The sequence below is a fragment of the Loktanella fryxellensis genome (assembly GCF_900110065.1).
Classification (GTDB): Bacteria; Pseudomonadota; Alphaproteobacteria; order Rhodobacterales; family Rhodobacteraceae; genus Loktanella; species Loktanella fryxellensis.
The window spans coordinates 157472-181118 of record NZ_FOCI01000003.1; the positions used below are offsets into that span (position 1 = coordinate 157472).

A 23647-nucleotide genomic window follows, 5' to 3' on the forward strand; every position below is an offset into this window, starting at 1 on the left:
GCGATCGGGGCTTTACTCCCGTGCCGGGATCGGCGCCTTTTGCGCCAAGCCGAAGGAGGGCGACGGAATGCAGGGATGGCCGCAAGCGCGGACGGGGCAGGTGATCGGTCTGCTTGGCGGGTCCTTCGATCCGGCGCATCCGGGGCATGTGCTGATCACGCACGCGGCGTTGCGCCGTTTCGCACTGGACCGCGTGTGGTGGATGGTCAGTCCTGGCAACCCGCTGAAGGCGCAGGGGCCGGCACCCCTGGCCGACCGGATGGCCGCGGCGCGCCGGGTCATGCGGCATCCGCGCGTCACGGTGACCGATATCGAGGCGACCTTGCACACACGCCATACCGCGCGGACGCTGCGCCTGTTGCAGGCCCGCTATCCGGGTGTGCGGTTCGTCTGGCTGATGGGGGCCGACAACATGACGCAACTGCACCACTGGCAGGACTGGCGGTGGATCATGGACCACGTGGCCGTCGGCGTTCTCGCGCGGCCCGGTGACCGGTTGCGCGCGCGGCTGAGCATGGCCGCACAGGTCTATCGTCACGCGCAGGTGCCTGCGGCAGCGTCAAGGTCGCTGGGCCGGCGTGCCGCGCCGGCGTGGTGTTTCGTCGATCTGCCGCTGAGCGGTCAGTCGTCGAGTGCCATCAGGGCCAGCGGGGCATGGCGCAAGCGTGATGGCACCCCTACTGTCCTCGGGCCGGGCGACGCGGTAAGGTCGATCCCATGACCCTGTTGACCCGACCCCGCCCGCCGATCCGCGGCCTGCTGAGCGTGATGCTGGCCTGTGCCGTCACCGGCGCCCAGGCCGCACCGCAGACAACCCTCCGTCCCGTTGCGCGCGCAGCCGTCGCCCAGACGGCGGCACCGCCCATCGTGGCCCCCGTCGTGACCGACGCGGGCACCGTGCGCGTGCCGCTGGCCGCGCGGGTGCCCGCGGACGCCCGTCCCGTGGCGCGCACGACCGCCGTGGACATGATCCGCGCCGCCGGGCTGGACGGGCAGGTCGGCTTCGTCATCGCCGACGCCGATACGGGCGAAGTGCTCGAACGCGTGGACGGCAGCGCGCCGCGCCCGCCCGCCAGCGTGACCAAGGCGCTGACGGCGCTCTATGGGCTGGAGACGCTGGGCGACGACTATCGCTTCGTCACGCGGGTGCTGGCGACCGGTCCCGTCACGGGCGGCGTGGTGCAGGGCGACCTGATCCTTGCGGGCGGGGGCGATCCGCTGCTCGATACCGACGATCTGGCGGTGCTGGTGCAGCAAATGGTCGACGCGGGCGTCACTGGCGCAACCGGGGATTTTCAGGTCTGGGGCGCGGCCCTGCCGGAGGAGAAAGAGATCGAGCCGGGGCAACTCGATCAGTTGGGCTACAATCCGTCGCTGGGCGGGCTGAACCTGAACTTCAACACCGTCTATTTCAGCTGGGCGCGGCAGGGCGGCGATTATGCGGTCACGATGGATGCGCGCAGCGCGACGCGGCAACCGCCGGTGCAGACCGCGCGCGTGACCGTCGCGGACCGGACGGGGCCCGTCTATACCTATGCGGCGGGGGCTGACGTCGACGAATGGTCCGTGGCGCGCAGCGCGCTGGGCGAGGCTGGGTCGCGTTGGCTGCCGGTGCGGTTCCCCGACCTTTATGCCGCCGACGTGTTCCGCACACTGGCGCGCGAGGCGGGTGTGACGTTGCCTGCCGCAGCCGCGATCGGCGTGTTGCCTGCCACCACCACCGAACTGTCCCGGTTCGAGAGCGCGCCGCTGCGCGAGGTCGTCACCGACATGATGCGCTATTCCACCAACCTGACCGCAGAGGTCGTGGGCATGACCACCACGGCGGAGCGGCAGGACGCGGCGCTGCCGATGCGGGCGTCGGCGGCAGACATGGAGGCCTGGATCACGGCCCGCGCGGGCTTCGCACCGGTGCTGTTCGATCATTCGGGGCTGGACGGAAACAACGCGATTTCGGCCGCCGACATGGTGGCGCTTCTGGATGCGGACGGCGTGCAGGAGGTGCTGGTGCCGGTGATGCGGCCCGTCGTGATGCTGGACGACCAGCGGCAGGCGATTGCCGACTTTCCCGCCGACGTGCGGGCCAAGACCGGGACGCTGAACTTCGTCTCGGCCCTTGCGGGCTATGTGGCGACGGACAGCGGACGCAACCTTACGTTCGCGTTCTTCGCCTACGATCCAGAGGCGCGGGCCGCATCGCGCGCGTCGCTGGACGAGCAGCCTGCGGGCGCTGCGGCGTTCAACGGCCGTGCCAAGCGGTTGCAGCAGGACCTTTTGCAGCGCTGGGCCGTGCTGGCGGGCATCGCGGGTCAGCGGCAGGCAAGCGCCACCGCCGTGACGGTCACACGCTAGGCGGCGTCAACGAAATGTGACGCGCGCGCGACCCGCGTTCGATCGCGGCGGCGTGCAGCCGGTCGAGGTCGAGTTCGTCGCGGATCTCCTCCAGCATGCGCCCTTCGGTCATCCCGATCCGCCCGTCGGCGGCGGCCACGTCGCAGGACAGGGCATAGGCCGTCTCGTACAACCGGTCGGGCAGGGTGTCACGGATCAGGCCGAACAGGGCCGCGATCCCGTCGTCCTGATCGAACAGATCCAGCACCATCGCCGTGACGCGGGGCAGGCGGTCCGAATCGTAGCCCGCAAAGACCGGCAGGTTGTTGAGGGCGGAATTGATCTTGATCAGCTCCGACGTGCGGATCTCGCCTGCGGGACCGGCGGCGGAAATGGCGACGGCGATCATCAGGGCGGCCAGCGCGTCCTGTGCGGTCATCGAATCCTGAACCATCGCGACACTCTCCTGCGGTGTGTGGGATGGGTCCGGTTTATTGACGCCCCCGGCCTGCCGCAATAGGGATGCGGCAGGCTGGGCCATGGCGGCCCGCCCCCGTAAAGGCGATGACCACCATGAGCACCCTGCGCGACGCTGCGATGACATCGAAGGCCTGGCCGTTCGAAGAGGCGCGCCGCGTGCTGAAACGCTACGACGGCAAGGATCCCGAAAAGGGTTACGTGCTGTTCGAGACAGGCTACGGCCCGTCCGGCCTGCCGCATATCGGCACCTTCGGCGAGGTGGGTCGCACTACGATGATCCGCCGCGCGTTCGAGATCATCAGCGACATCCCGACGCGACTGCTGTGTTTTTCCGACGACATGGACGGGATGCGCAAGATCCCCGGCAACGTGCCGGACCCTGCCGCCCTGCAGCCCTACATGCAGCGCCCGCTGACGGCGGTGCCGGACCCGTTCGGCACCCACGGCAGCTTTGGCGACCACATGAACGCGCGGTTGAAGAACTTCCTCGATACCTTTGGTTTCGAATATGAATTCGCCAGCGCCACCGAATACTACAACAGCGGCAAGATGGACACGATCCTGCTGAAGGCCGCCGCGAACTACGACGCGATCATGGAAATCATGCTGAAGTCCCTGCGCGAGGAGCGGCGGGCGACCTATTCGTGCTTCCTGCCGATCAGCCCGCGCACGGGCCGCGTCCTGTATGTGCCGATGAAAAAGGTCACGCCCGACGGCATGATCACCTTCGACGACGAGGACGGGACGGAAATCACGCTGCCGGTGACGGGCGGCAACTGCAAGCTGCAGTGGAAGCCCGACTTCGGCGCGCGCTGGGCCGCGCTCGACGTGGATTTCGAGATGTATGGCAAGGATCACGCCACCAACACGCCGATCTATGACGGCATCTGCAGGGTGCTGGGCGGACGTCCGCCGGAACATTTCACCTATGAGCTGTTCCTGGACGCTGACGGTCACAAGATCAGCAAGACCAGCGGCAACGGTCTGACCATCGACGAATGGCTGACCTATGCGTCGACGGAATCGCTGAGCTATTTCATGTATCTCAAGCCCAAGACGGCCAAGCGGATGCATTTCGACGTGATCCCAAAGGCCGTTGACGAATACCACCAGCAACTGCGCGCCTACGCGACGCAGGACATGGCGGCGCAGCTGAACAACCCGGTGTTCCACATTCACGGATCGGACGTGCCCGCGTCCGATATGGTCGTGCCGTTCGCCATGCTGCTGAACCTTGCCGCCGTGTCGAGCGCCGAGAGCAAGGACAAGCTGTGGGGCTTCATCCGCCGCTACGCGCCCGATGCCTCGCCCGCGGCGAACCCGCAACTGGATCAGGCGGCAGGATTCGCGGTGCGCTACTTCAACGACTTCGTGAAGCCGGAGCGCACCTTCCGCGCCCCCGACGTGCGCGAACGGGCGGCGCTGGAGGATCTGGCAGGCCGTCTGCGGGCCTGGACCGGCGGTCTGGACGCGGAGGCGTTGCAGACCGAGGTGTTCGCCACAGGTACCGCCCACGGGTTCGAGCCGCTGCGCGACTGGTTCACGGCGCTCTACGAGGTGCTTTTGGGTGCCAGCCAGGGGCCGCGATTCGGTGGGTTCATCGCGCTTTACGGCGTGGACGAGACGGTCGCCCTGATCGAGGCCGCCCTGCGCGGCGATCTGGCGCAAGGCTCGGCCGCCGCCTGATGCGCGAAACCCTTTGGCGATTGGTTGCGTGCATGGTCATGTAATCCAGTCGCCAGAGGGAGCGTTCGCCATGCGTATTGCCGGAATGATCATGCTGATGCTGCTGTCTGCGCTGCCGCTGCAGGCCCAGCAGGTCACCACGCCGCCCGCCCCGACCGCGGCGCCTGTGCCAGGGACGGACGAGGACGCCAGCGCCGCCATCGCGGCCTTGATCGACGGGCAATTGGCAGACTTCAAGGCGCGGGACGTGGACGGGGCATGGGGTGCGGCCAGTGCCAACATCCAGCGCCTGTTCGGCAATCCGCAGCAATTTGGCAGCATGGTGCAGCAGGCCTATCCCATGGTCTGGGACAATGCGAACGCGCGGTTCATCAGCCAGCGTCAGCTGGACGCCTACGTCCTGCAACAGGTGATGATCGAGGATGCGCAGGGCGTGCTGCATCTGCTGGAATACGCGATGATCCAGACCGACGCGGGCTGGCGCATCGACGGCGTCGCACTCCTGCCGCAACCGGATGTGGGTGTCTGACGGCGTTGCGCGCAACCCGCACCCTGCGTGACGGTGGGGGCGGACCCCCTTAACCACCGCACCCTATCCCCCTGTGCGATGACAGGCCGATCGGCCCGTCCACGCCAACAGGGCTGCGCGCCGTCGCCGCCCGCTGCACAGGGGATGCGCGATGAACAAGGCCATTACCGACGGAATCGTGTTTCAGCCGCTGCCGTTCGCGGCGGGGTTGGGCGTGTGGTCCAGCGGCGACGGCACGCCCGGCAGCGACACCTATGCCACCAGCGGCACCGGCGTCTTCGTGCCGGCGGATCAGGATTTTGGCGGCGCGCTGGAGGTGCAGAAAACCGCGACCGTGCAGAAGCTGCGCTACATGGGCGAGACGCCGATCCTGCGCGGCTGCTACCTGCGGATCACGGCGCGGGTGAAGGCGGTGGCGGGGCCGCTGCCCTCGGTGCGCATCGCGGGCTGGGCCGGTCGCAACGGCGGCGGGGCAGCCGTCGTGCCGGTCAGCGTCGGGCCGCAGACCCAGCTGTCCACCTATGGCGCGGTGGTCGAGGTCAGCGCCATCGTCGGTTCCGGCGACCGCACCGGCGTCGATCTGGTCTGGGGGGCGGCGGCCTATGGTCACTTCGGCGTCGATCTGACGGGGCCCAGCGGCGGGCTGGTGCGGATCGACGACATCGTGATCGAGGATGTGACCGTCGCGTTCCAGCGCGACATGATGGCGATGGTCGACGTGCGCGACTATGGCGCAAAGGGTGACAACGTGGCGGACGATTCCGCAGCCTTCGAGGCGGCGGATGCGGCAGCCGCCGGGCGCGAGATCCTCGTGCCTGCAGGCGTCTATCGATTGGCGCAGGACGTGACGATCCAGAACCGCATCCGGTTTCAGGGGCGTGTCACGCAACAGGCGGACAAGCGGTTCATCCTGCAAAAGGATTTCGACTATCAGACCTATGTCGATGCCTTCGGCAACGAGGTCGAGGCATTCCGCAAGGCCTATCAGGCGCTGCTGAACTTTGCCGATCACGAATCGCTGGACCTCAACGGGCGGCGGATCACACTGACCGCCCCCATCGACATGCAGGCCTGCGATCCCCTGCGCACCACCTTCGCCACCCGGCGGGTCATCCGCAACGGCCAGATCGAGGCGGCGGCGGGTGCGGGCTGGGACACCGTAAGCGTGACGTCGCAGGCCACCTACAGCGCCGGCAATGCGGCGACCCTGACCAACGTGATCAACGTCGCCAATATCGCGGTCGGGGCGCTGGTGCTGGGGGCTGGCGTGGGGCGGGAGGTCTATGTGACATCCACGAACGTCGCCGCGCGCACGGTCCGGCTGAGCGGTGCGCTTTACGACGCGGCGGGGACGCAGACGTTCACCTTTCGCCGGTTCAAGTATCTGCTGGATTTCTCGGGCTACGCGAGCCTGTCGCAGTTCATCCTGGCCGACATGGAATTTCAATGCGCCGGGCTGGCCAGCGGCATCCTGCTGGCCCCGGACGGCCTGACGTTCCATCTGCGCGACAGCTTCGTCAACAGACCCAAGGATCGCGGTGTCACCAGCCCGGGGACCGGGTGTCAGGGCATGATGGTCGACCGCTGCCAGTTCCTGTCGAACGAACAGTCGTTGCGGGTGCAGGACCGGACGACCACCGCGCTGAACAGCAACACCAACGACGCCAAGATCCGCGACAACCGGATCGTGCTGTTCCGCCACTTCGCCGTGCTGGCGGGGGGCGGTGCGCTGATCACCGGCAATCACTGGTTCCACGGCGACACCCAGAACGACGGTGTGCGGCGGGGCGGGCTGGTGTTCACGCAACCCAACTGCCGCGCGGCCGTGACGGGCAACTACATCGACAACTGCTTCATCGAATGGACCAACGAATCGGATGCGAACCCAGCTTATGTCAGCGGCCTGACGTTCGGTGGGCTGACCGTGACGGGCAACCATTTCGTGTGCATCGACGTGAGCTCTGCATTCACCTTCATCGTGGTGAAACCTTACGGACCCGGTCACGCGGTGCAGGGCCTGTCGGTGACGGGCAACGTGTTCCGCACGTTCGAAGGCAACATAGACCGGGTCGAGACTGTGGACACCACCTTTGCCGACCTCGACCGGGGCAGGATGCGGCAGGTCAGTTTTGCGGGCAACGTGTTCCATGGCGTCACCACCATGACGGCCAATCCCGCAGTGCTGACCCACACGCAGGCGACGGCGGCGACCAGCTGGGTGGCGCGCACCGACCCCTATCTGCCGTTCCTAGGGCGGGCACGGTTCGTCGATGCGGTCGTGGCGGACGGTCCGCTGACCACGGCGGGTGGCGCCATGGTGAACCAGATGCCATGGGCCGATAACCTCTACAGTGCCGATCAGCGTGACGTGCGCTTCGTCTTCGATCAGGCGCTGAAGGGGACGATCCGTTATACGGTGCGGATGGACAATCCGATCTAGCGCGTCCCGTTCTCAGGGGTGCGATCAGGATGGCGGCGATCCGCGCCCAGCCGCACACACTGTCTTGCCCTGCGCGGGACCTTGCCCGTTCCCGCGCGGATGGGCCGGATGGGCCGGATCAGAACGTGATCCACGTCTCCAGCTTCAGCGCGCTGCCGCCGTCGCCGGTCATCGCCTTGACTGCGCCAAGGTTGATCCTGAACCGGTCCGTCACCGTCAGGATCACCGTGGGGCTGACCTTGGCGTAGTAGTCGTCGTAATAGCCCTGTCCCGTCTGCAGTTGCAGTGTCGTCGTCCAGCGGTCTGACCAGGCCTGCCCCCAGGTGAAGTCTGCCTTGGGCCGCCAGACCGTGTCGCGGGTGCCGTAGGTGGCACTGGCGTCCACCGCCAGCCAGCCGCTGTCCAGCCCGCGCCCGAACGACAGGCCAAGGCGCATCAGCGCCTCGGACGTGGTGTCGGGATTGCGACGCAGACCATAGCCCAGCGACGCGGCGGTGCGATACGTGCCGGAGGTGTCCCCGATGGGAAGGCCCGCGAACCCGAAGGCCTGCACGATCCGCCCCTTGTCCGCGGTGTAAAGGTCGAGGCCCAGCGTCACCCGGTCGGTGAGCCCGTATTCCGCATAGACCGTGGGATCGTAATGCACCGGCAGTTGCGCGCCGTCCGACAGCAGGACGTTGCCGCCCGCCGCGATGAACAGCTCGCCATCCGCGCGCGACCACGCGCCGGCCTGCGCGCGGCAGGCGCAGCACAGCAACAACAGGATGGTGAGAAAGCGACGCATGTCAGGATCCGCTGCGATGTCCTCCGACTGTGGCGCGGTCATGCTTAACGGCAGGTTAACCCGCACCGGTCACGGCGTCAGTCGTCGCGCGGCATCCGCCACAGCCGCGCGGCATAAAGAGGATAGGCGAACAGCTCCCGCACCGCCTGTCGCATCACAGTGGGCGGATGGCTGCCGCGCAGGGCCGTGGCGCTGACCCGGGCACGCAGGCGGTAATGCCGCGCGACGCGGGCCGCACGCGGGCCGTGGGTGGCATCGGTGACGATCACCACGCGCGTGGCGCCGATGCTGCGCAGCAGGGGCAGGGCAAAGCGGATGTTCTCGATCGTGGTGGTGCTGCGCCCCTCCTGCAGGATCGCCGTGGCGTGCACGCCCGCGTCCAGCAGCAGGCTGGCGATCATCGCGGCCTCGGTCGGGGGATGGCGGCCCAGTCCGCCGCAGCCGATCACGACCGGCGCTACGCCCGCGTGCCACAGGGCCGCCCCGTGCAGGGCGCGGCGGCGCAGGGTGGGCGACGGGCCGTCGGGCCAGACCGCGGCCCCGAGGATCAGGATGGCATCCATCGCAGTGATCTAGGGCCTGACGCGGTGACATGAAACCGGTTGCGTTTGTCAATTTCTGAACGCGCCCCTGTCGTCGTCCTGGAAATAATTGACTGCCGGGCTCGATTTCGCCGGATGCAGCCTTGGCATTCCGGTCCCCGATCGGATCATATGACGCTCGAGGAGGTGGCCGCCCGCAAGGTCCGGCCACGGCGGCGCAGCAGGGCGTCGCAGGATGTGACGCAGGGGAGGGCGCACCGCCATGACCGACAAGACCTATCCACCGACCGATGCGATGGCTGCGACCGCCCATGCGGACAAGGTGACGTATGACGCGATGTATGCCCACTCCATCGCCGACCCCGACGGCTTCTGGCGGGACGAGGGGCAGCGGCTGGACTGGATCACGCCCTATACCCGCGTCAAGAACACCAGCTTTGCCGCCGGAAACATCGACATCCGCTGGTTCGAGGATGGCACGCTGAACGTCGCGGCCAACTGCATCGACCGGCATCTGGCAACGCGGGGCGACCAGACCGCGATCATCTGGGAACCGGACGATCCCAATCAGGGTGCCGAACACATCACCTATCGGCAGTTGCACGCGGACGTGTCGTGCTTTGCCAACGTGCTGAAGGCGATGGGCGTGGGTCGCGGCGACCGCGTCGTGATCTATCTGCCGATGATCCCGCAGGCGGCCTATGCCATGCTCGCCTGTGCGCGGATCGGTGCGATCCATTCGGTCGTCTTCGCGGGCTTCAGCGCCGACGCCCTTGCCGCCCGCGTCAACGGGTCGGCGGCGAAGGTCGTCATCACCGCCGACGAAGCACCGCGCGGCGGCAAGAATACGCCGTTGAAGATCAATGCCGACAAGGCTTTCGACAAGATCACGACCGACACGGCAATGCTGGTCGTGCGCCGCACCGGCGGGGCCGTCGCGATGAAGGACGGCCGTGACCACTGGCTGCACGAGATGGAAGGGCAGGTCGGGAACGATTGCCCGCCGGAGCCGATGAACGCCGAGGATCCGCTCTTCATCCTCTACACCTCCGGCTCCACCGGGCAGCCAAAGGGCGTGGTGCACTGCACGGGCGGCTATCTGGTGTATGCGGCGATGACGCATCAATACACGTTCGACTACCACGACGGCGACGTGTTCTGGTGCACGGCGGACGTGGGCTGGGTCACGGGGCACAGCTATATCGTCTATGGCCCGCTGGCGAACGGGGCCACCACGGTCATGTTCGAAGGCGTGCCGACATGGCCCGACGCGGGCCGGTTCTGGCAGGTCTGCGCCAAGCACAAGGTCAACCAGTTCTATACCGCGCCCACCGCGATCCGCGCGTTGATGGGCAAGGGCGAAGGCTTTGTCGCCGGTCACGACCTGTCCGCGCTGAAGGTGCTGGGCACCGTGGGCGAGCCCATCAACCCCGAGGCGTGGCACTGGTACAACGACGTGGTGGGCCTTGGTCGCGTGCCCATCGTCGATACATGGTGGCAGACCGAGACCGGCGGGCACCTGCTGACGCCGCTGCCGGGGGCGACCACGACCAAGCCCGGATCGGCGACGCTGCCGTTCTTCGGCATCACGCCCGTCGTGCTGGAACCCGAGACGGGGCGAGAGATCGCCACGACGGAAGCCGAAGGCGTGCTCTGCATCACCGACAGCTGGCCCGGCCAGATGCGCACCATCTGGGGCGATCACGACCGGTTCGAGCAGACCTATTTCACCCAGTATCCGGGCATGTTCTTTTCCGGTGACGGCTGCCGGCGGGATGCGGACGGCTACTACTGGATCACGGGCCGCGTGGACGACGTCATCAACGTCTCCGGCCACCGGATGGGCACGGCAGAGGTCGAAAGCGCCCTCGTCGCGCACCGCGCGGTGAACGAGGCGGCAGTCGTCGGCTATCCGCACGACATCAAGGGGCAGGGCATTTACGCCTACGTCAGCCTGATGGCCGGTGAGGCGCCGACCGAGGCGCTGCGAAAGGAGCTGTCGGAGTTCGTGCGCGGCGAGATCGGTCCCATCGCGAAACCCGACCTGATCCAGTTCGCGCCGGGCCTGCCCAAGACCCGGTCCGGCAAGATCATGCGCCGCATCCTGCGCAAGATCGCGGAAAACGACTTCGGTGCGCTGGGCGACACCTCGACCCTGGCCGAGCCCGAGGTGGTGGACGATCTGATCGCCAACCGGATGAACCGGGTCTGACGGGAACGGCATCGGGGCGGGCCCTGACCGGGCCTGCCCCGATGCCGCTTGCCTTGCGACCCCGTGCGGCGCAAGGCTGGCGCGTGGTGGCGGCGGTGCGGCAACGGCCTGCGCCCCCGGACCGCCACACCCCTCGCAGGACGATGGACCCACATGGCGCAGCGCAGTTCGGCACGGTCGCGGCACACGCGCCGATGATGCGGGCAAAGGTGGTGCGGCGTGTCCTGCGTCCGGTCCGGTCGGCCCGTGTCCTGCTGGCCCCACGCCGCACCAGCGGCAGCGACCGCGTGCTGGGGACGCTGCTGGCCGCCATCGCGGGTGCGGCCAATGCGGGCGGGTTCTTTGCGGTCGGGCAATACACCTCTCACATGACCGGCTACCTGTCGCTGGTGGCGGACAACGTGGCGACGCTGCAATGGCGGATCGTGCTGCTCAGCACGCTGGCCATCGTGGCGCTCGTGGCGGGGGCCGCGACCTGCACGCTCCTCATCACGTGGGCCAGACGGGTGTCGCACTGGCACCAATATGCCTGGCCGCTGTGTGCGCAAGGCGTCCTGCTGGGGTCGTTCGCGCTGGGTGCCGTGCTGGATGGCCCGGCGTGGCGCATCGCGGCGCTGGTGCTGCTGTGCTTCATCATGGGGATGCAGAACGCGATGATCACCAAGATTTCCGGCGCGCGCATCCGCACGACCCACGCCACCGGCATGGTCACGGACATCGGGATCGAGGTCGGCCGCGCCGTCCATGCCCGCATCTGGCGCGACGGCACCGTGATGCCCGACCGGATGAAGCTGGCGATCCTGCTGCAGCTCGTCACCGCCTTCGTGGTGGGCGGCGTGGCGGGGGCCGTGGGTTACGGTCTGGTGGGCTTCCTGTTCTCGCTCCCGCTGGCGGCGATCCTGCTGATCCTCGGCCTGTGGGGATCGACGGGCAGGACGGGCCTGCGCCCTTAGCCGCCCAGATCGCTGCTGCCGTATTTCAGCATCACCGGCACGACCAGATCCTCCTCGTCGGTCAGGTGGCGGTTCAGCAGGCGGTCCATGTCGTTCAGTGCCGCCTTGAACGTCGCGGCGTTGTCCTGCACCACGCCCCGATCGTCCAGCCGCGTGAGCAAGCCGTTCGCGCCTGCGACAAAGGCGGACAGGTGCCCGTCCAGCGCATGGTGATCCGCGTCGAGGATGTCGAACCCGCGCGCGATGCGGGTGTCGCGGGCCTGCAGTTTCGGGAAGTAATAGGTATCCTCGATCGTGTGGTGGTCGTGCAGCCCGTTCACCAACTGTCCGCCATAGCGCGAGATCTTGTTGGCAAAGGACGCCACCTCGATCTTGCGGTCCAGCAGCGCCTCGGTGTTGGACTGCATCTCGCTCAGCAGGCGGCGGAACATCAGGTGGCGGTCCAGCCAAAAAGAGATCAGTCCGTCGAACTGCGTGTGCTGGGTCCAGCCCTGCCGCGGATAGGCGTCCAGCAACACGCGCAGCGCGTCTGGCAGGCCGTCGCGGTGTTCCAGCGTCAGGTCGGTCATCGGCGGCATCCTTTGCACGGGGCAGGGCAGGGTTAGCCGCTGCACAGCCCCCCTGTCCATCGCCCGCACCGCACAGCGTATGTGCGGTGCGGGCCTGTCTCAGTAGTCCCGTTCGAAGAACACGCCGATGCTGGTGTCGCCGTCTGCACCCGCCGTCCCCTTGGCCGTGATCTCGTCCGTGATGTCGAGGTTCAGGTTGATCTCGGTCGACCCGTCGCTGCCGATGGTCACGTCGGTATAAAGGTTGTCGCTCAGATACTTGCCAGCCCGCACGGCGGCGTTGCCTTCGGCATCCGTGGTCACGTCGAAGTCGTCCAGACCGATGCCGGACCGGAACCCCTCGATCAGCCCGCCACCCCCGCGACCGGCCAGCTCGCCCACGGCGGCGGCCAGCTGCACCGCCTGCAGGGGGCTGATCTCGGAGATGTCGCGCCCGAAGATCAGCTGCGACAGCACCTCGTCCTGCGGTAGGTCTGGGACCGACTGGAACGTCACCTCCGGGTCGTTGGCGGGGCCTTCGACGACGATATTGATGGTGGTCCCGGTGTCCGCCTGTGTCGTGGCGACAAGGCGGATGTAGGGGATGAAGTCGCCCTGCAGCGACGCCGACCCTTCGGTCAGGTCGAAGCGCTGCTGCAGGATGCTGATGCGCCCGCGCTGCAGGTCGAACTGGCCCACGGGGACGATGTTGGCCGTGGTCCCGCCCAGTTGCAGGCTGCCGCCCAGTTCCGCATCGACGCCGCGACCCCGGATGAAGATGCGGTTGGGCGCGTTCACGGTCACGTTCAGCGGATAGGCGGGGCCGCCGCCGCCGGATGCTTCCGCCGCTGCGGCGGCACCGCCGTCGACGGCGACCTCTGCCCGGTTCAGGGTCTGCACGACCTCGGGGCTGGGGTTGATGTGCGTGACGTCCGGCAACTCGCCCAAGGCGCCGATGCCCGACGACGGCACGCGGACGTTCGTCTCGCCCAGTGCCAATTGGCCCGCAATGGCGGCGCCGCCAGCCAGCGGCCCGCTCACGGTGATCTGGCCGTTCACGACGGTCTCATAGAGGTTGGGGTCCCGCAGCTCGACCGCGTTCACGTCCAGCGTCAGGCTGCCGTCGAACGGAGACGCGAGCGTCACGGGGCCGTTGATCGCGATGCTGCCGCCCGACTGCACGTCGCCGGTCAGCGCGACCTGCGCCTGTCCACCGTTCAACTTGATCGTGGCGTCGATCCCTTCCAGCGCCTGCGCAAGACCGGGATCGGCCAGCCGCGCGCCGGTGGTGCTGATGGTGCCGGTGACCGACGACAGGGCAGGGGGGCCGTTGGCGGCGATGGCGAAATCCGCCACCCCCTCCAACCGCCGCGGATCGAGGAAGGGGTTCGCGAGCCCCAGCGGCGCGTTGCCGTTGATGTCGAGGTCCAGCGTCCCGTCGGCCCCCACCGCACCCTGCGCCGTGGCACTGATGCCGCCCGGTCCGGTCGCGTCGATGTCCAGCGTATAGCCGCCCGCCGCCGTGCGACCGACGTCGCCCTGCGCCGTCACCGGCCCCGACAGGGCGTCGGTGAACAGTCCGATGTCGGCAAGGCGTGCAACGACGGTGCCCGATGCCGCACCGCCGTCCCCTGCGGTCAGGTTACCCGATGCGCTGACCTGCGGGAACGCCACGTCGAAGGACCGCATGGTGATGTCCGCCCCCGCCTTGGCCGCATCGAGCGCGATGCGACCCTGACCCGCCAGCAGCTGGTCCACCGTCGCATTGCCTATCCCTAGGTCGCTGGTGCTGGCGTTCACCTGCGCGTCAAGCTGGCTCAGATCCGGCAACAGCGTGCCGTCCGCCTGCACCGTTACGCCGCCCGACAGGGGCAGGCCCGCCAGCGTGGCGAACTGCGACAGATCGCCCAGCACCGCGTCCAGCGTGCCGGTGATGCGATAGTCGTCCTCTTGCGAAGCGACCTCGGCGTCCAGCGTCACGTCGGTGGCGACGCCCTGCGCCGTCAGGTCGACCTGCGCCGTGCCCGTCGCATCGCGGCTGGCGGTCAGCGCGATGTCCACCGGACCGTCGAGGCCTTGCGCCAACGCCCCCGCATTGTCCAGCCGCCCGCGGATGTCGGCATCCAGTGGCCCGGTTAGCCCACCTGCGGCGTCGCCCTGCAGCATCAGTTGCGGCGTTGCGACGTTCAGGTCGGTCAGCGCAAAGGCATCCGGCCCGGTCCGCGCCACGCTGGCACGGACGCGCCCGTCGCCTGCCAGCAGCGCGTCGGCCTGTGCGATGCCGGTCGCCAGATCGCGGGTCGTGCCGTCCAGTGTCACGTCGAACAGGCTCAGGTCCGGCAGCAGGCTGCCCTGCACCGCCATGTCGATGCCACCTGCGATATCCTGCCCGGCCAGTGCCGCATAGGGCGCAAGATCGGCCACGGCGGCGTCGATGTTTCCGGTGATGCGGTACTTTTCGGTCGGTGCGGCCACGGCCACGTCGGCGGCGATCGCGGTGCCGGGACCGTCCGCGCGAAGCGTCGCCTGCGTGAGGCCCGCGTCGTCGCGCGTGGCGTCCAGCGTCACCGCCAGCGGTCCGGTCAGGCCGTCTGCGATCAGGCCGATCTCGGACACGCGCAGGTCGGCATCGACGCTGAGCGGTCCGGTCAGCCCGCCATCCGCATCGGCGGTCAGCGACAACTCCGGCGTCTGCACCACCAAGTTGCGCACCAGATAGCGGTCGGTGCCGATCAGGCCGACCTCTCCTCTGATGGTGCCCGCGCCGGTCAGCAGCGGGTCGATCTGGGCAAGGCCCGTCTGCAGGTCCGTGGTGGCCGCGTCGATCTGGGCGGTGAACCGCGTCATGTCCGACAGCAGGGTTGCGTTGACGGTCACGTCGGCGGCCCCGGACAGGTCCTGACCACTGACCTGCGAATAGACGCTCAGATCCGTGACGGCGGCGGTCACCGTCGCATTCGCGGTCTGGCCGCCTTCCGCCGGATCGACGGCGCCTGTGGCGGTCAGTGTCGTGGCGGGCGCGGTGCCGTCCACGTCGAACACGATGTTGCCTGTGGCGTTGCGCGTCGCGGTGCCGGTGATGGACGCTGGCCCTTCCACCCCCGGCGCGATCAGGGCCACATTGCGCACGGTGACGGCAAAGCGCGCGTCGCTGTCCACGCTCGTGATGTCCGCATCCGCCGTCACGGTCGCCTCCGGCGTCGTGATCGTCAGATCCTCCAGCCGCGTGCCTGCGGTGTCGCGCACGGCGCGCAGGACCACCGTACCGGTCCCGGTCAGCACCGGGTCGAGCTGCGGGATGTCCACCGCAAGATCCTGCGTCGTGGCGTCCAGCCCGATGTCGAACAGCCCGTCCAGCGGTGTCGCGGTCACGGTCAGCTCGGCCTGTGCCGCACCACCCAGATTGCGCCCGACGAGGGTCGAGAACCGCTCGATCGCCTCTGCCGCCACGGTCACGTCGGCCTGCGTCATGAACCCGTCGGTGGGGCCCGCGATGGTGGCCTGCGCGTTCAATTCCACGCCGGGGCCGGTCAGGGTGAATGCGGTGACTTCGGTCGGCGCATTCTCGACCCTCGTCAGGGACAGACGCCCTTCCAGCGTGTCGCCGAACGCCTGTGCGGCACCGGCGTCGTCCAGCGCCACGCCAGTCGCGGCATAGTCCAGATCGGCGGTGAACCGGCCTGTGGCCGGGCCGTTGCCATCCTCGATCACGCCGCCACCGCCAAGGGTGATCGCGGCGATCCCCAGACCGGGGCGGTCGAAGTTCGTGATGTCGAAATCCGCCGTCCAGTCGTCGCCTGCGGACTGGTCGTAGTTCAGCGCGAGGGCCACGTTGTCCACATAGGTCTTGGGTCCGCCGATGGGCAGCAGCACGGGCGCGCCGCCAGCGTCGCGCACGTTGCCGGTCAGCGCGATGCGCTCGGGCCAGCCGTTCGGCCCGATCAGGACCTGACCGTTCAGCGCGATGCTTTGCGCGCTCAGGTCCAGCGTGGTCAGGGCGAAACCGCCGCTGCCCGCGCTGCCGGCGGCGACCAGCGTCACGTCCGGGCCGAAGAAATCGGCGTAATCCGCCGCCAGCAACGGTGTCAGGTCGCCGCCGATGTTCAGAGCGAACCCGGTCTGGCCGTCGATGGTGTTCAGCGCGAAATCGCCGCTGATGCGGTCCTGCCCCCCCGTGGCCAGCGTGATGTCGGCGGCATATTCGGAAATCGGCGCTTCACCGGCGATGGTCAGACGCACGGAGGGACGGTCCGGCAGGTTCAGCAGGCGGGCGGCGATGCCGTCCTCTGCCTCTTCCACGTTCAGGGTCAGGCCCAGCACGCCGGTATCGTTGTCGTAGGCGCCATCGATCACGAAAAGGCCGCTCTGGCCGTCCAGCCGGTTGGCGGTGACGTTGGCGCTGCCTTCGCCGCCCGCCAGCATCGCGGTGCCGGCAACGGTCAGGGCCACGGGTTCGCCAAGGAAACTCTCGCCCAGCTCGATCCGGGCGACGTTCAGGGTGTCGAGGTTGATGCCCACCGGCAGGTTGGGCAGCGAGAACGGCTGCGCCTCGGGCGAGGGCAGGTCGGCACCGGGAACGGGGGCGCGTTCGACGCGGATCAGAGCGGCGGTCAGTTCCTGCACGTCAATGCGGCCGCGCAGCAGGGCGGCACGGTTCCAGTCCAGCACCATGTCGTTCAGTTCCAGCCAGACGCCTTCGCTGTCGGCGACGGTGATCCGCTCTACGCTCGCGCGCGACGACAAGGCACCCTGAAAGCCCACGATGTCCACGATGCGGTCATCGCCGGTCAGGTTGTCCTGCAACAGCCGCGTGAGATAGCCTTCGCCGTCGTCATCCGGGGCGGGTTCGTCCTGCGCCAACAGGGCAAAGGGCAGGGTCAGCAGGACCAGCAGGCACAGGAAATATCTCAAAACGCTTGTCCGATCCCGATATACACTTCGACACTCTTGAACTGTTCGTCGCCCGTGGCGGGCGTGCCCACGTCCAGACGGATCGGGCCGATGCCCGTGTCATAGCGCACGCCCAGCCCCACGCCGTCCTGCGACGCGCCGTCCGTCAGCGGCGTCTCGGTCCGCGCGACATAGCCGTAGTCGTAGAACCCCACGACGCTGATCGCGTCGGTGACACCCACCCGCGCCTCGAGCTGCACACCCGCAAAGGACGCGCCGCCCGTCTTCAGCGTGATGCCGTCCACGGTCTGATCGATACCCAGCGATTTGTAGGCCTGACCGCGCACGCTGCCGGACCCGCCGGAGTAGTAGAGGAAATCGGCGGGCGCTTCGGTCAGGTCGGCCCCGATGACGCTGCCGACCTGACCGCGCGCGGCCACGGTAAAGCGGTCGGTTGCCCCCGCGCTGTAGTAGATGCGCCCGTCCAGATAGGCGCGCGCGCCGCTGGCGCCGCCATCCACCGACAAAAACGGCGTCGCCTGCGCGTCGATGTAGTAGCCGCGCTTGGCATTGGTGTCGCTGTCGCGCCGATCGTAGGTCGCGGCGAGCGGCGCCGTCAGCAGCGTGTAGTTGCGCCGCCCCAGCGCCGTCTCCTCGCGCGCGGTCAGCAGGCCTATGCCGGCCTGCACCTCCAGCGCGTCGCTCAACCGGCGGGTCGCCAGCACTTCCGCGCTGAAACGGTCGATCAGGTAGTCGGGCTCGTCCTCTCGCGCGATTTCCGCGGTGCCGGTCAGGTCGGTGTCCGCGCCATAGATCGCGGGGATGCGCAGCGACGTGCCAAGGCTGTAGTCGGTGCCGCCGGTCCCGCCGCCAAGCCCCGCGATGGTGGCGTCGAAGCGCAGGTTTTCCGCCCCGCCAAAGATGTTGCGGTGCATCCAGTACCCGTTCAGGCGCACGCCTTCGACGGTGGAATACTCCACGCCAGCCCCGATCCGGCGGGGCAGGGATTCCGCGATGGTCGCGGTGATGGGCAGGGTGTCGCCGGGACCGGCCACCTCTGCCTCGGTCAGGGACACGCTGTCGAAGGCCCCGGTTTCGCGCAAACGACGCGCGGATTGCGTCAGGTCGTCTGGGCTGTAGATCTCGCCCACCGGCAGGCCCGCGATGCGCGTGATCGCGTCCGTCCGCACGGCGGCGTTGCCCACCACGCGCAGCGCGCCGAAGGTCAGTTGCCGCCCCGGTGCGATGGTCACGCTGGCGTCCAGCACATCTTCGGTCTGGCGGGCGACGATGCTTTGATCGGCCACCGTGACAAGGGCGTAGCCCTGATTGCGCCACGTGTCCCGTGCGGCCCCTGCGGCCTGCCGGATCGTGTCGGCCAACGCGGGTTCGCCGGTGGCGAACCCTTCCGGCAGGTCCGTGCCGGGGGCGAGGGGGGCGACCGACGCCTGGCCGAACGAGAACAGCGGGCCGGGATTCACGGTGATCGCCACCGTGTCGATGCGGTCGGGGGCAGCCAGCGGGGCAAGGCCCGACGCCTCTGTCCCGTTGACGCGGATGCTGATGGTGCCGCCGTAGTAGCCAGCGGCATAGAGCGCGGTCAGCAGGCGGCGGTAATCGGCGCGGGCGGCGGCTACGTAATCCTGCGGGACGGGTGGATCGGCGGCTTCGTCTGACCCGAGGCTGCGGGACAGGGCCGCGTCCTGCAGCAGCGTCACCAGATCCTCGTCCGCGCCGGGTGCGTCCAGCGTGACGGTCTGCGCCAGCGCCAGCGTGGCCGTCGTCATCATCAGGACCGCGGCCCCACCAAACTGCTTTAACTTCACCCTCGGCCCCTCGTCACTGTCGAAACGGACTTTAGCGGAACGGGATACGAAGGCAAACGACGCCGGGGCGTATCCGCCTGCGGCGTCAGCGGTTTTGCGCGGGCCGGGACCTTTGGGTCACAGGCTGCGACAGATCAGGCAAACGGATCGACCGGATAGCGCACACCGTCCAGATAGAGGCCATGCGCCGGGCAGACCGGACCGCAGGCGGTGCGGTCGCGGGCGGCCAGCGCGGTGGCCACGTCGTCCGGCTGCCACGCCCCGCAGCCCACCCGTTCCAAGGTGCCCACGATGCTGCGCACCTGATTGTGCAGGAACGACCGGGCGCGCACGCGGATCGTCACCTGCTGGCCCAGCGGTGACGGCACGCTGGCCACGCTGACCGCATCCAGCGTGCGGATCGGGCTGTCCGCCTGACAATGGGTCGCGCGGAACGTGGTGAAATCGTGCCGCCCCAGCAGGTGGTCCGCCCCCGCCTGCATCGCTTTCGCATCGAGCGGCGTCTTGACCTGCCACGCCCGGCCCGCATCCAGCACCAGCGGCGCGCGGCGCGCAGTGATGCGGAACAGATAGCGCCGTTCCAGCGCGTCGAACCGCGCGTGCCAGTCCGGGGCCACGGGGGCGCAGGCGATCACGGCGACGGGCAGGGGCTTCAGGTGGTAATTCAGCGCCTCCGACAGCCGGAACGGGTCCCAGTCGGTCGCCATGTCGCAATGCGCCACCTGCGCCGTGGCATGGACGCCGGAATCCGTGCGCCCTGCGGCGGCGATGGTGTGATCGCCCGGTTCCAGCCGGGCCAGCGCCGCCTCGATCGTGCCCTGCACGGACTGCTGGTGCGACTGGCGCTGCCACCCGGCAAAGGGGGCGCCGTCGTATTCGATCTTCAGGGCATAGCGGGGCATGGCGTCGCTTAGGCCGTGGGGGCGGTCAAATCAATCCCTACCAAAGGTGGGGCACACAGCCTATCTGTCGCAGGACGATGACGAAGGGATGCGCCCGTGGGCCTGCTGGACAAGACGACGGGGCTGCTGCGCGACATGGGCCAGATCACGGGCAACGTGGCGGGGGCCATGACGCGGCCACTGACCGCGCCCTTCACCGATCCGGTGATCCGGCTGGGCGTCACCGGGCTGTCCCGCGCGGGCAAGACGGTGTTCATCACGTCGCTCGTCGCCAACCTGATGGACCGGGGTCGGATGCCGCAACTGCGCGCGGCGGCGAGTGGTGCGATCCGCACCGCCTATCTGCAACCGCAGCCCGACGACACGCTGCCGCGCTTCGATTACGAGACCTACCTCGCGCAATTGACCGCCAGCGATCCGGTCTGGCCGGACGGCACGCGCCAGATCTCGGAACTGCGGCTGTCGCTGAAGGTGGCGCCGTCGGGCATGATGGCGGGCCTGCAGGGGCTGCAGACGGTGCATCTGGACATCGTGGACTACCCCGGCGAATGGCTGCTGGACCTTGGCCTGCTGGGGCAGACCTATGCCCAATGGTCGGCGGGCGCGTTGAAGCGGGCGCAGGGGCGGCCGCTGGGCGATGCCTACCTGTCGCAGGTGACCGCCGTCTATCCCGCCGCCGCGTTGGAGGAGCCCACGGCGCGGGCCCTCGCCGCGGGGTATACCGCGCACCTGAACGCAGCGCGGGCGGCGGGATGGTCGGACTGCACGCCGGGGCGGTTCCTGCTGCCGGGCGATCTGGCGGGATCGCCGGTCCTGACCTTCGCCCCGCTGCCGGACGGCGACCATCCGCGCGGGTCGTTGGGGCGCGAAATGGCGCGCAGGTTCGAATCCTACAAGAAAAACGTCGTCCAGCCGTTCTTTCGGGACCATTTTGCCAGAATTGACCGACAGGTCGTGCTGGTCGACGTGCTGGGCGCGATCCATGCGGGGCCGCGCGCGGTCGATGACCTGCGCACCGCGATGGCCGAGATCCTGACCGCCTTCAACCCCGGCGGCAACGGCTGGCTGAACCGCCTGCTGCAGGGCCAGCGCGTGGACAAAATCCTGTTCGCCGCGACCAAGGCCGACCATCTGCACCACACGCAACACCCGCAACTGACCGCGATCACGCAGGCCCTGCTGCGAGAGGCGCGGGACCGTGCGGATTATGCGGGCGCCAAGACCGCCGCCATGTCCATCGCCGCCCTGCGCACCACGGTCGAGGAGACGGTGGAACACCGCGACGGCCCCCTGAACGTGGTGCGCGGGCGCCTGCTGGATACGGGCCGTCAGGCCGCGTTCCATCCGGGCGTCCTGCCGGACGATCCGCAACAGCTGCTCGCCCCCGCGCGGGCCGGCGATGCGGACTGGGGGCCAGACCGCGACTATCAGGTGATGCGCTTCGCGCCCGCCCCCATGACCCTGCGCCCCGGCGAGGGGCCGCCCCATATCCGGCTGGACAAGGCCGCGGAATTCCTGATCGGAGACCGGCTGTGAAACGTCCCGTGCTGATCGACATGGAGGAGGCCGCGACGGTGACGCCCGCCACCGCCCCGATGCTGACCGACGACGCACCGACCGGGGCCGCGATGCAGACCGTGGCGGCGCTTGCGACGCGCCGCGCCTCGCCCTTGGCCAAGTGGTTCTGGTCGCTCTTGGTGACGATCATCGGCTTCGTCGTGTCGCTGTCGGCGTGGAACTTCGTCAATGGCCTGATCGCGCAGAACCCGGTGCTGGGCCTCGTGTTCGCCGCCCTGCTGGTGCTGTTCTGCTGCGTCCTGCTGGCGATCGCAGTCAGGGAACTGCAGGCGTTCAGCCGCCTGCACCGCATCGACCGGGTGCAGGTGGACGCGGCCACGGCACACGCAGGCGGCGATCTGGTGCTGGCGCGCGATGTGGTGGCGCAACTGACGCGGCTTTACGCTGGGCGCGCCGATACCGAATCGGGTCGCAAGGCGCTGGCCGAGCGTGAGGCCGAGGTGATGGACGCGGACGGCCTGCTCGATCTCGCGGAACGCAGCCTGCTGGTCCCGCTCGATGCGCGCGCGGTGCTGCAGGTGCAGGCGGCGGCGCGGCAGGTGGCGGTGGTGACGGCAGTGGTGCCGCTGGCGCTGGCGGATGTGGCGACGGCGCTGGCGTCGAACCTGCGGATGATCCGCCAGATCGCGGAAATCTACGGCGGACGCTCCGGCACGCTGGGCAGCCTGCGGCTGGTGCGGACGGTTGTGGGGCATCTGGTGGCGACGGGCGCCGTGGCGGTGGGCGACGACCTGATCCAGTCCGTCGCCGGTGGCGGCATCCTGTCAAAGGTCAGCCGCCGGTTCGGCGAGGGGGTGGTGAACGGGGCCCTGACGGCCCGTGTCGGAATCGCCGCGATCGAGGTATGCCGCCCGCTTCCCTTCAACGCGCTGCCGCGCCCGTCGGTGACGGGCACGGTGCAGCGGGCCCTGACCGGATTGTTCGGCGGCGGCGGGGGACGGGCCGACTAGGGACCGGGTGCGCACCCCTCCAGTGGACGCACGCCGCGGCCATTATCCCTGCGGCGCGATGCAGTCCTTGAGCGTCGCCGCGATGCCCGTCAGCAATGCGGCGTGAAGCGCTGGCCCCGGTGTCAGGCCGATCCCGGTGTCGTCGATTGTGCCGGTGCGGGCGGCAGTCCCTTCGGTCAGGACGGTGACGTAATCGGTGGTGGCGCCCGTCTGCGACAGCACGCAGGTGATCTCGCCACCTGCCACGCGGTCGCGCAGGGTCGCCAGATGCGCGGGGCCCGGGTCGATGTCGTCGCTGTCGCTGATCGCGCCGGCGCTCGCCAGCATGAAGCGGTCCTCGAAATAGCCGAACGCCGCGTGGGGCGCGGCCCAGCTGCCGGCGGGCACGCCCGACAGCGTCGCCGCGATGGTGCCGCGCAGCCGGGTCAGGTCGGCGATGGCGCGGTCGGCATTCGCCGCATAGGTCGCCGCGTTGTCCGGGTCCGCCGCCGTCAGCGTGTCGCGGATCGCCGCGACCCAGATCGCCGCCACCTCCGGGTCGAGCCAGGCGTGCGGATCGGTGGCGTGGTGGTGGCCCGCGTGGGCGCCGTCGCCGTGGTCATCGTCCGCCGCAACCTCGCGCGGGGTCCAGCCGGGGGTCCGCATCAGGACCAGACTGGCGGCCTCCGGTGCAAGGGCGGTCAGGGGCTCGTCCAGCCAGGGCGTCATCTCTGGTCCGACCCAGATCACGACGTCGGCACCTGCGATCACGCGGGCGTCCGACGGGCGCAGGGCCATGTGGTGGGCGTCGGCCCCCGGGGGCACGATCAGGTCCGGGGTGGCGATGCCGTCCATCACCTGCGCCGTCAGGCTGTGGATCGGCGCGATGTCGGCCACCACGCGGGGCGCGTCGGCGTGTGCGGCGCTTGCGAAGGCGCTCAGCAGCGCTGCGGTGCAAAGGGTGCGGGTCATGGATGGCCTCTTGCGGGATCAGGGTGCGGCGGCTATAAATGGGAT

Annotated in this window: 17 protein-coding genes; 9 read left to right on the forward strand and 8 right to left on the reverse strand. The window is 68.8% G+C overall.

The genetic code is table 11. From position 1 onward, the window contains the following. Nucleotides 1-67: 67 nt before the first annotated feature. Both BMX16_RS04140 and dacB read left to right on the forward strand, forming a co-directional pair. The gene (locus tag BMX16_RS04140; RefSeq protein WP_089899112.1) at nt 68-721 is read left to right on the forward strand and encodes a nicotinate-nucleotide adenylyltransferase; all 654 of its coding nucleotides are present in this window, start codon (nt 68-70) and stop codon (nt 719-721) included. After that, entirely contained in the window at nt 718-2352 is a 1635-nt protein-coding gene (gene dacB / locus BMX16_RS04145) for a D-alanyl-D-alanine carboxypeptidase/D-alanyl-D-alanine endopeptidase (protein WP_089899115.1), read from the forward strand. Before BMX16_RS04140 ends, dacB begins: the two co-directional genes overlap by 4 nt. Here dacB and BMX16_RS04150 read toward each other — a convergent pair. Further along, nucleotides 2342-2785: a tellurite resistance TerB family protein gene (locus BMX16_RS04150; RefSeq protein WP_089899118.1), complete on the reverse strand. Its 444-nt coding sequence runs from the start codon at nt 2783-2785 to the stop codon at nt 2342-2344. The two genes, dacB and BMX16_RS04150, sit on opposite strands and share 11 nt — an antisense overlap. Nucleotides 2786-2904: 119 nt before the next feature. Here BMX16_RS04150 and BMX16_RS04155 point away from each other — a divergent pair, with 119 nt between their 5' ends. The 3 genes from BMX16_RS04155 (at nt 2905) to BMX16_RS04165 (ending at nt 7466) form a co-directional block, all read left to right on the forward strand. Beyond that, entirely contained in the window at nt 2905-4497 is a 1593-nt protein-coding gene (locus BMX16_RS04155; protein ID WP_089899242.1) for a lysine--tRNA ligase, read from the forward strand. A 70-nt stretch (nt 4498-4567) separates the two neighbouring features. Beyond that, nucleotides 4568-5026: a DUF4864 domain-containing protein gene (locus BMX16_RS04160; protein WP_245731291.1), complete on the forward strand. Its 459-nt coding sequence runs from the start codon at nt 4568-4570 to the stop codon at nt 5024-5026. A gap of 151 nt (nt 5027-5177) precedes the next feature. Beyond that, the gene (locus BMX16_RS04165) at nt 5178-7466 is read left to right on the forward strand and encodes a glycosyl hydrolase family 28-related protein (protein WP_089899121.1); all 2289 of its coding nucleotides are present in this window, start codon (nt 5178-5180) and stop codon (nt 7464-7466) included. 118 nt (nt 7467-7584) lie between these two features. Here the strand turns inward: BMX16_RS04165 and BMX16_RS04170 are convergent, their stop codons facing one another. Continuing rightward, nucleotides 7585-8250: a hypothetical protein gene (locus BMX16_RS04170; protein WP_143057990.1), complete on the reverse strand. Its 666-nt coding sequence runs from the start codon at nt 8248-8250 to the stop codon at nt 7585-7587. Nucleotides 8251-8327: 77 nt separating this feature from the next. Then, entirely contained in the window at nt 8328-8813 is a 486-nt protein-coding gene (locus BMX16_RS04175) for a YdcF family protein (protein WP_089899127.1), read from the reverse strand. A 241-nt stretch (nt 8814-9054) separates the two neighbouring features. Between BMX16_RS04175 and acs the strand changes: the two genes are divergently transcribed. Further along, entirely contained in the window at nt 9055-11004 is a 1950-nt protein-coding gene (acs, locus tag BMX16_RS04180) for an acetate--CoA ligase (RefSeq protein WP_089899131.1), read from the forward strand. A 143-nt stretch (nt 11005-11147) separates the two neighbouring features. Then, the gene (locus BMX16_RS04185) at nt 11148-11957 is read left to right on the forward strand and encodes a YoaK family protein (protein ID WP_218139816.1); all 810 of its coding nucleotides are present in this window, start codon (nt 11148-11150) and stop codon (nt 11955-11957) included. Here the strand turns inward: BMX16_RS04185 and BMX16_RS04190 are convergent. The 4 genes from BMX16_RS04190 to truA form a co-directional block, all read right to left on the reverse strand. After that, nucleotides 11954-12526: a hemerythrin domain-containing protein gene (locus tag BMX16_RS04190; RefSeq protein WP_245731293.1), complete on the reverse strand. Its 573-nt coding sequence runs from the start codon at nt 12524-12526 to the stop codon at nt 11954-11956. The two genes, BMX16_RS04185 and BMX16_RS04190, sit on opposite strands and share 4 nt — an antisense overlap. 99 nt (nt 12527-12625) lie before the next feature. Beyond that, on the reverse strand, nt 12626-17416 hold the full coding sequence (locus BMX16_RS04195; protein WP_089899137.1) for a translocation/assembly module TamB domain-containing protein: 4791 nt from the start codon (nt 17414-17416) through the stop codon (nt 12626-12628). Continuing rightward, a complete protein-coding gene (locus BMX16_RS04200) occupies nt 17413-19185 on the reverse strand; it encodes an autotransporter assembly complex protein TamA (protein ID WP_089899140.1) in 1773 nt (590 codons plus the stop codon). Before BMX16_RS04200 ends, BMX16_RS04195 begins: the two co-directional genes overlap by 4 nt. 170 nt (nt 19186-19355) lie before the next feature. Beyond that, on the reverse strand, nt 19356-20123 hold the full coding sequence (gene truA, locus BMX16_RS04205) for a tRNA pseudouridine(38-40) synthase TruA (RefSeq protein ID WP_089899143.1): 768 nt from the start codon (nt 20121-20123) through the stop codon (nt 19356-19358). 135 nt (nt 20124-20258) lie between these two features. Here truA and BMX16_RS04210 point away from each other — a divergent pair, with 135 nt between their 5' ends. Next, the gene (locus BMX16_RS04210; protein ID WP_089899253.1) at nt 20259-21659 is read left to right on the forward strand and encodes a YcjX family GTP-binding protein; all 1401 of its coding nucleotides are present in this window, start codon (nt 20259-20261) and stop codon (nt 21657-21659) included. Nucleotides 21660-21679: 20 nt separating this feature from the next. After that, nucleotides 21680-22651 carry a YcjF family protein gene (locus tag BMX16_RS04215; protein ID WP_089899250.1) on the forward strand — a complete coding sequence of 324 codons (972 nt, stop codon included), beginning with the start codon at nt 21680-21682 and terminating at the stop codon, nt 22649-22651. A 42-nt stretch (nt 22652-22693) separates the two neighbouring features. Here the strand turns inward: BMX16_RS04215 and BMX16_RS04220 are convergent, their stop codons facing one another. After that, nucleotides 22694-23602, reverse strand: a complete 909-nt coding sequence (locus tag BMX16_RS04220; RefSeq protein ID WP_089899146.1) for a zinc ABC transporter substrate-binding protein — start codon at nt 23600-23602, stop codon at nt 22694-22696. Nucleotides 23603-23647: the final 45 nt, after the last annotated feature.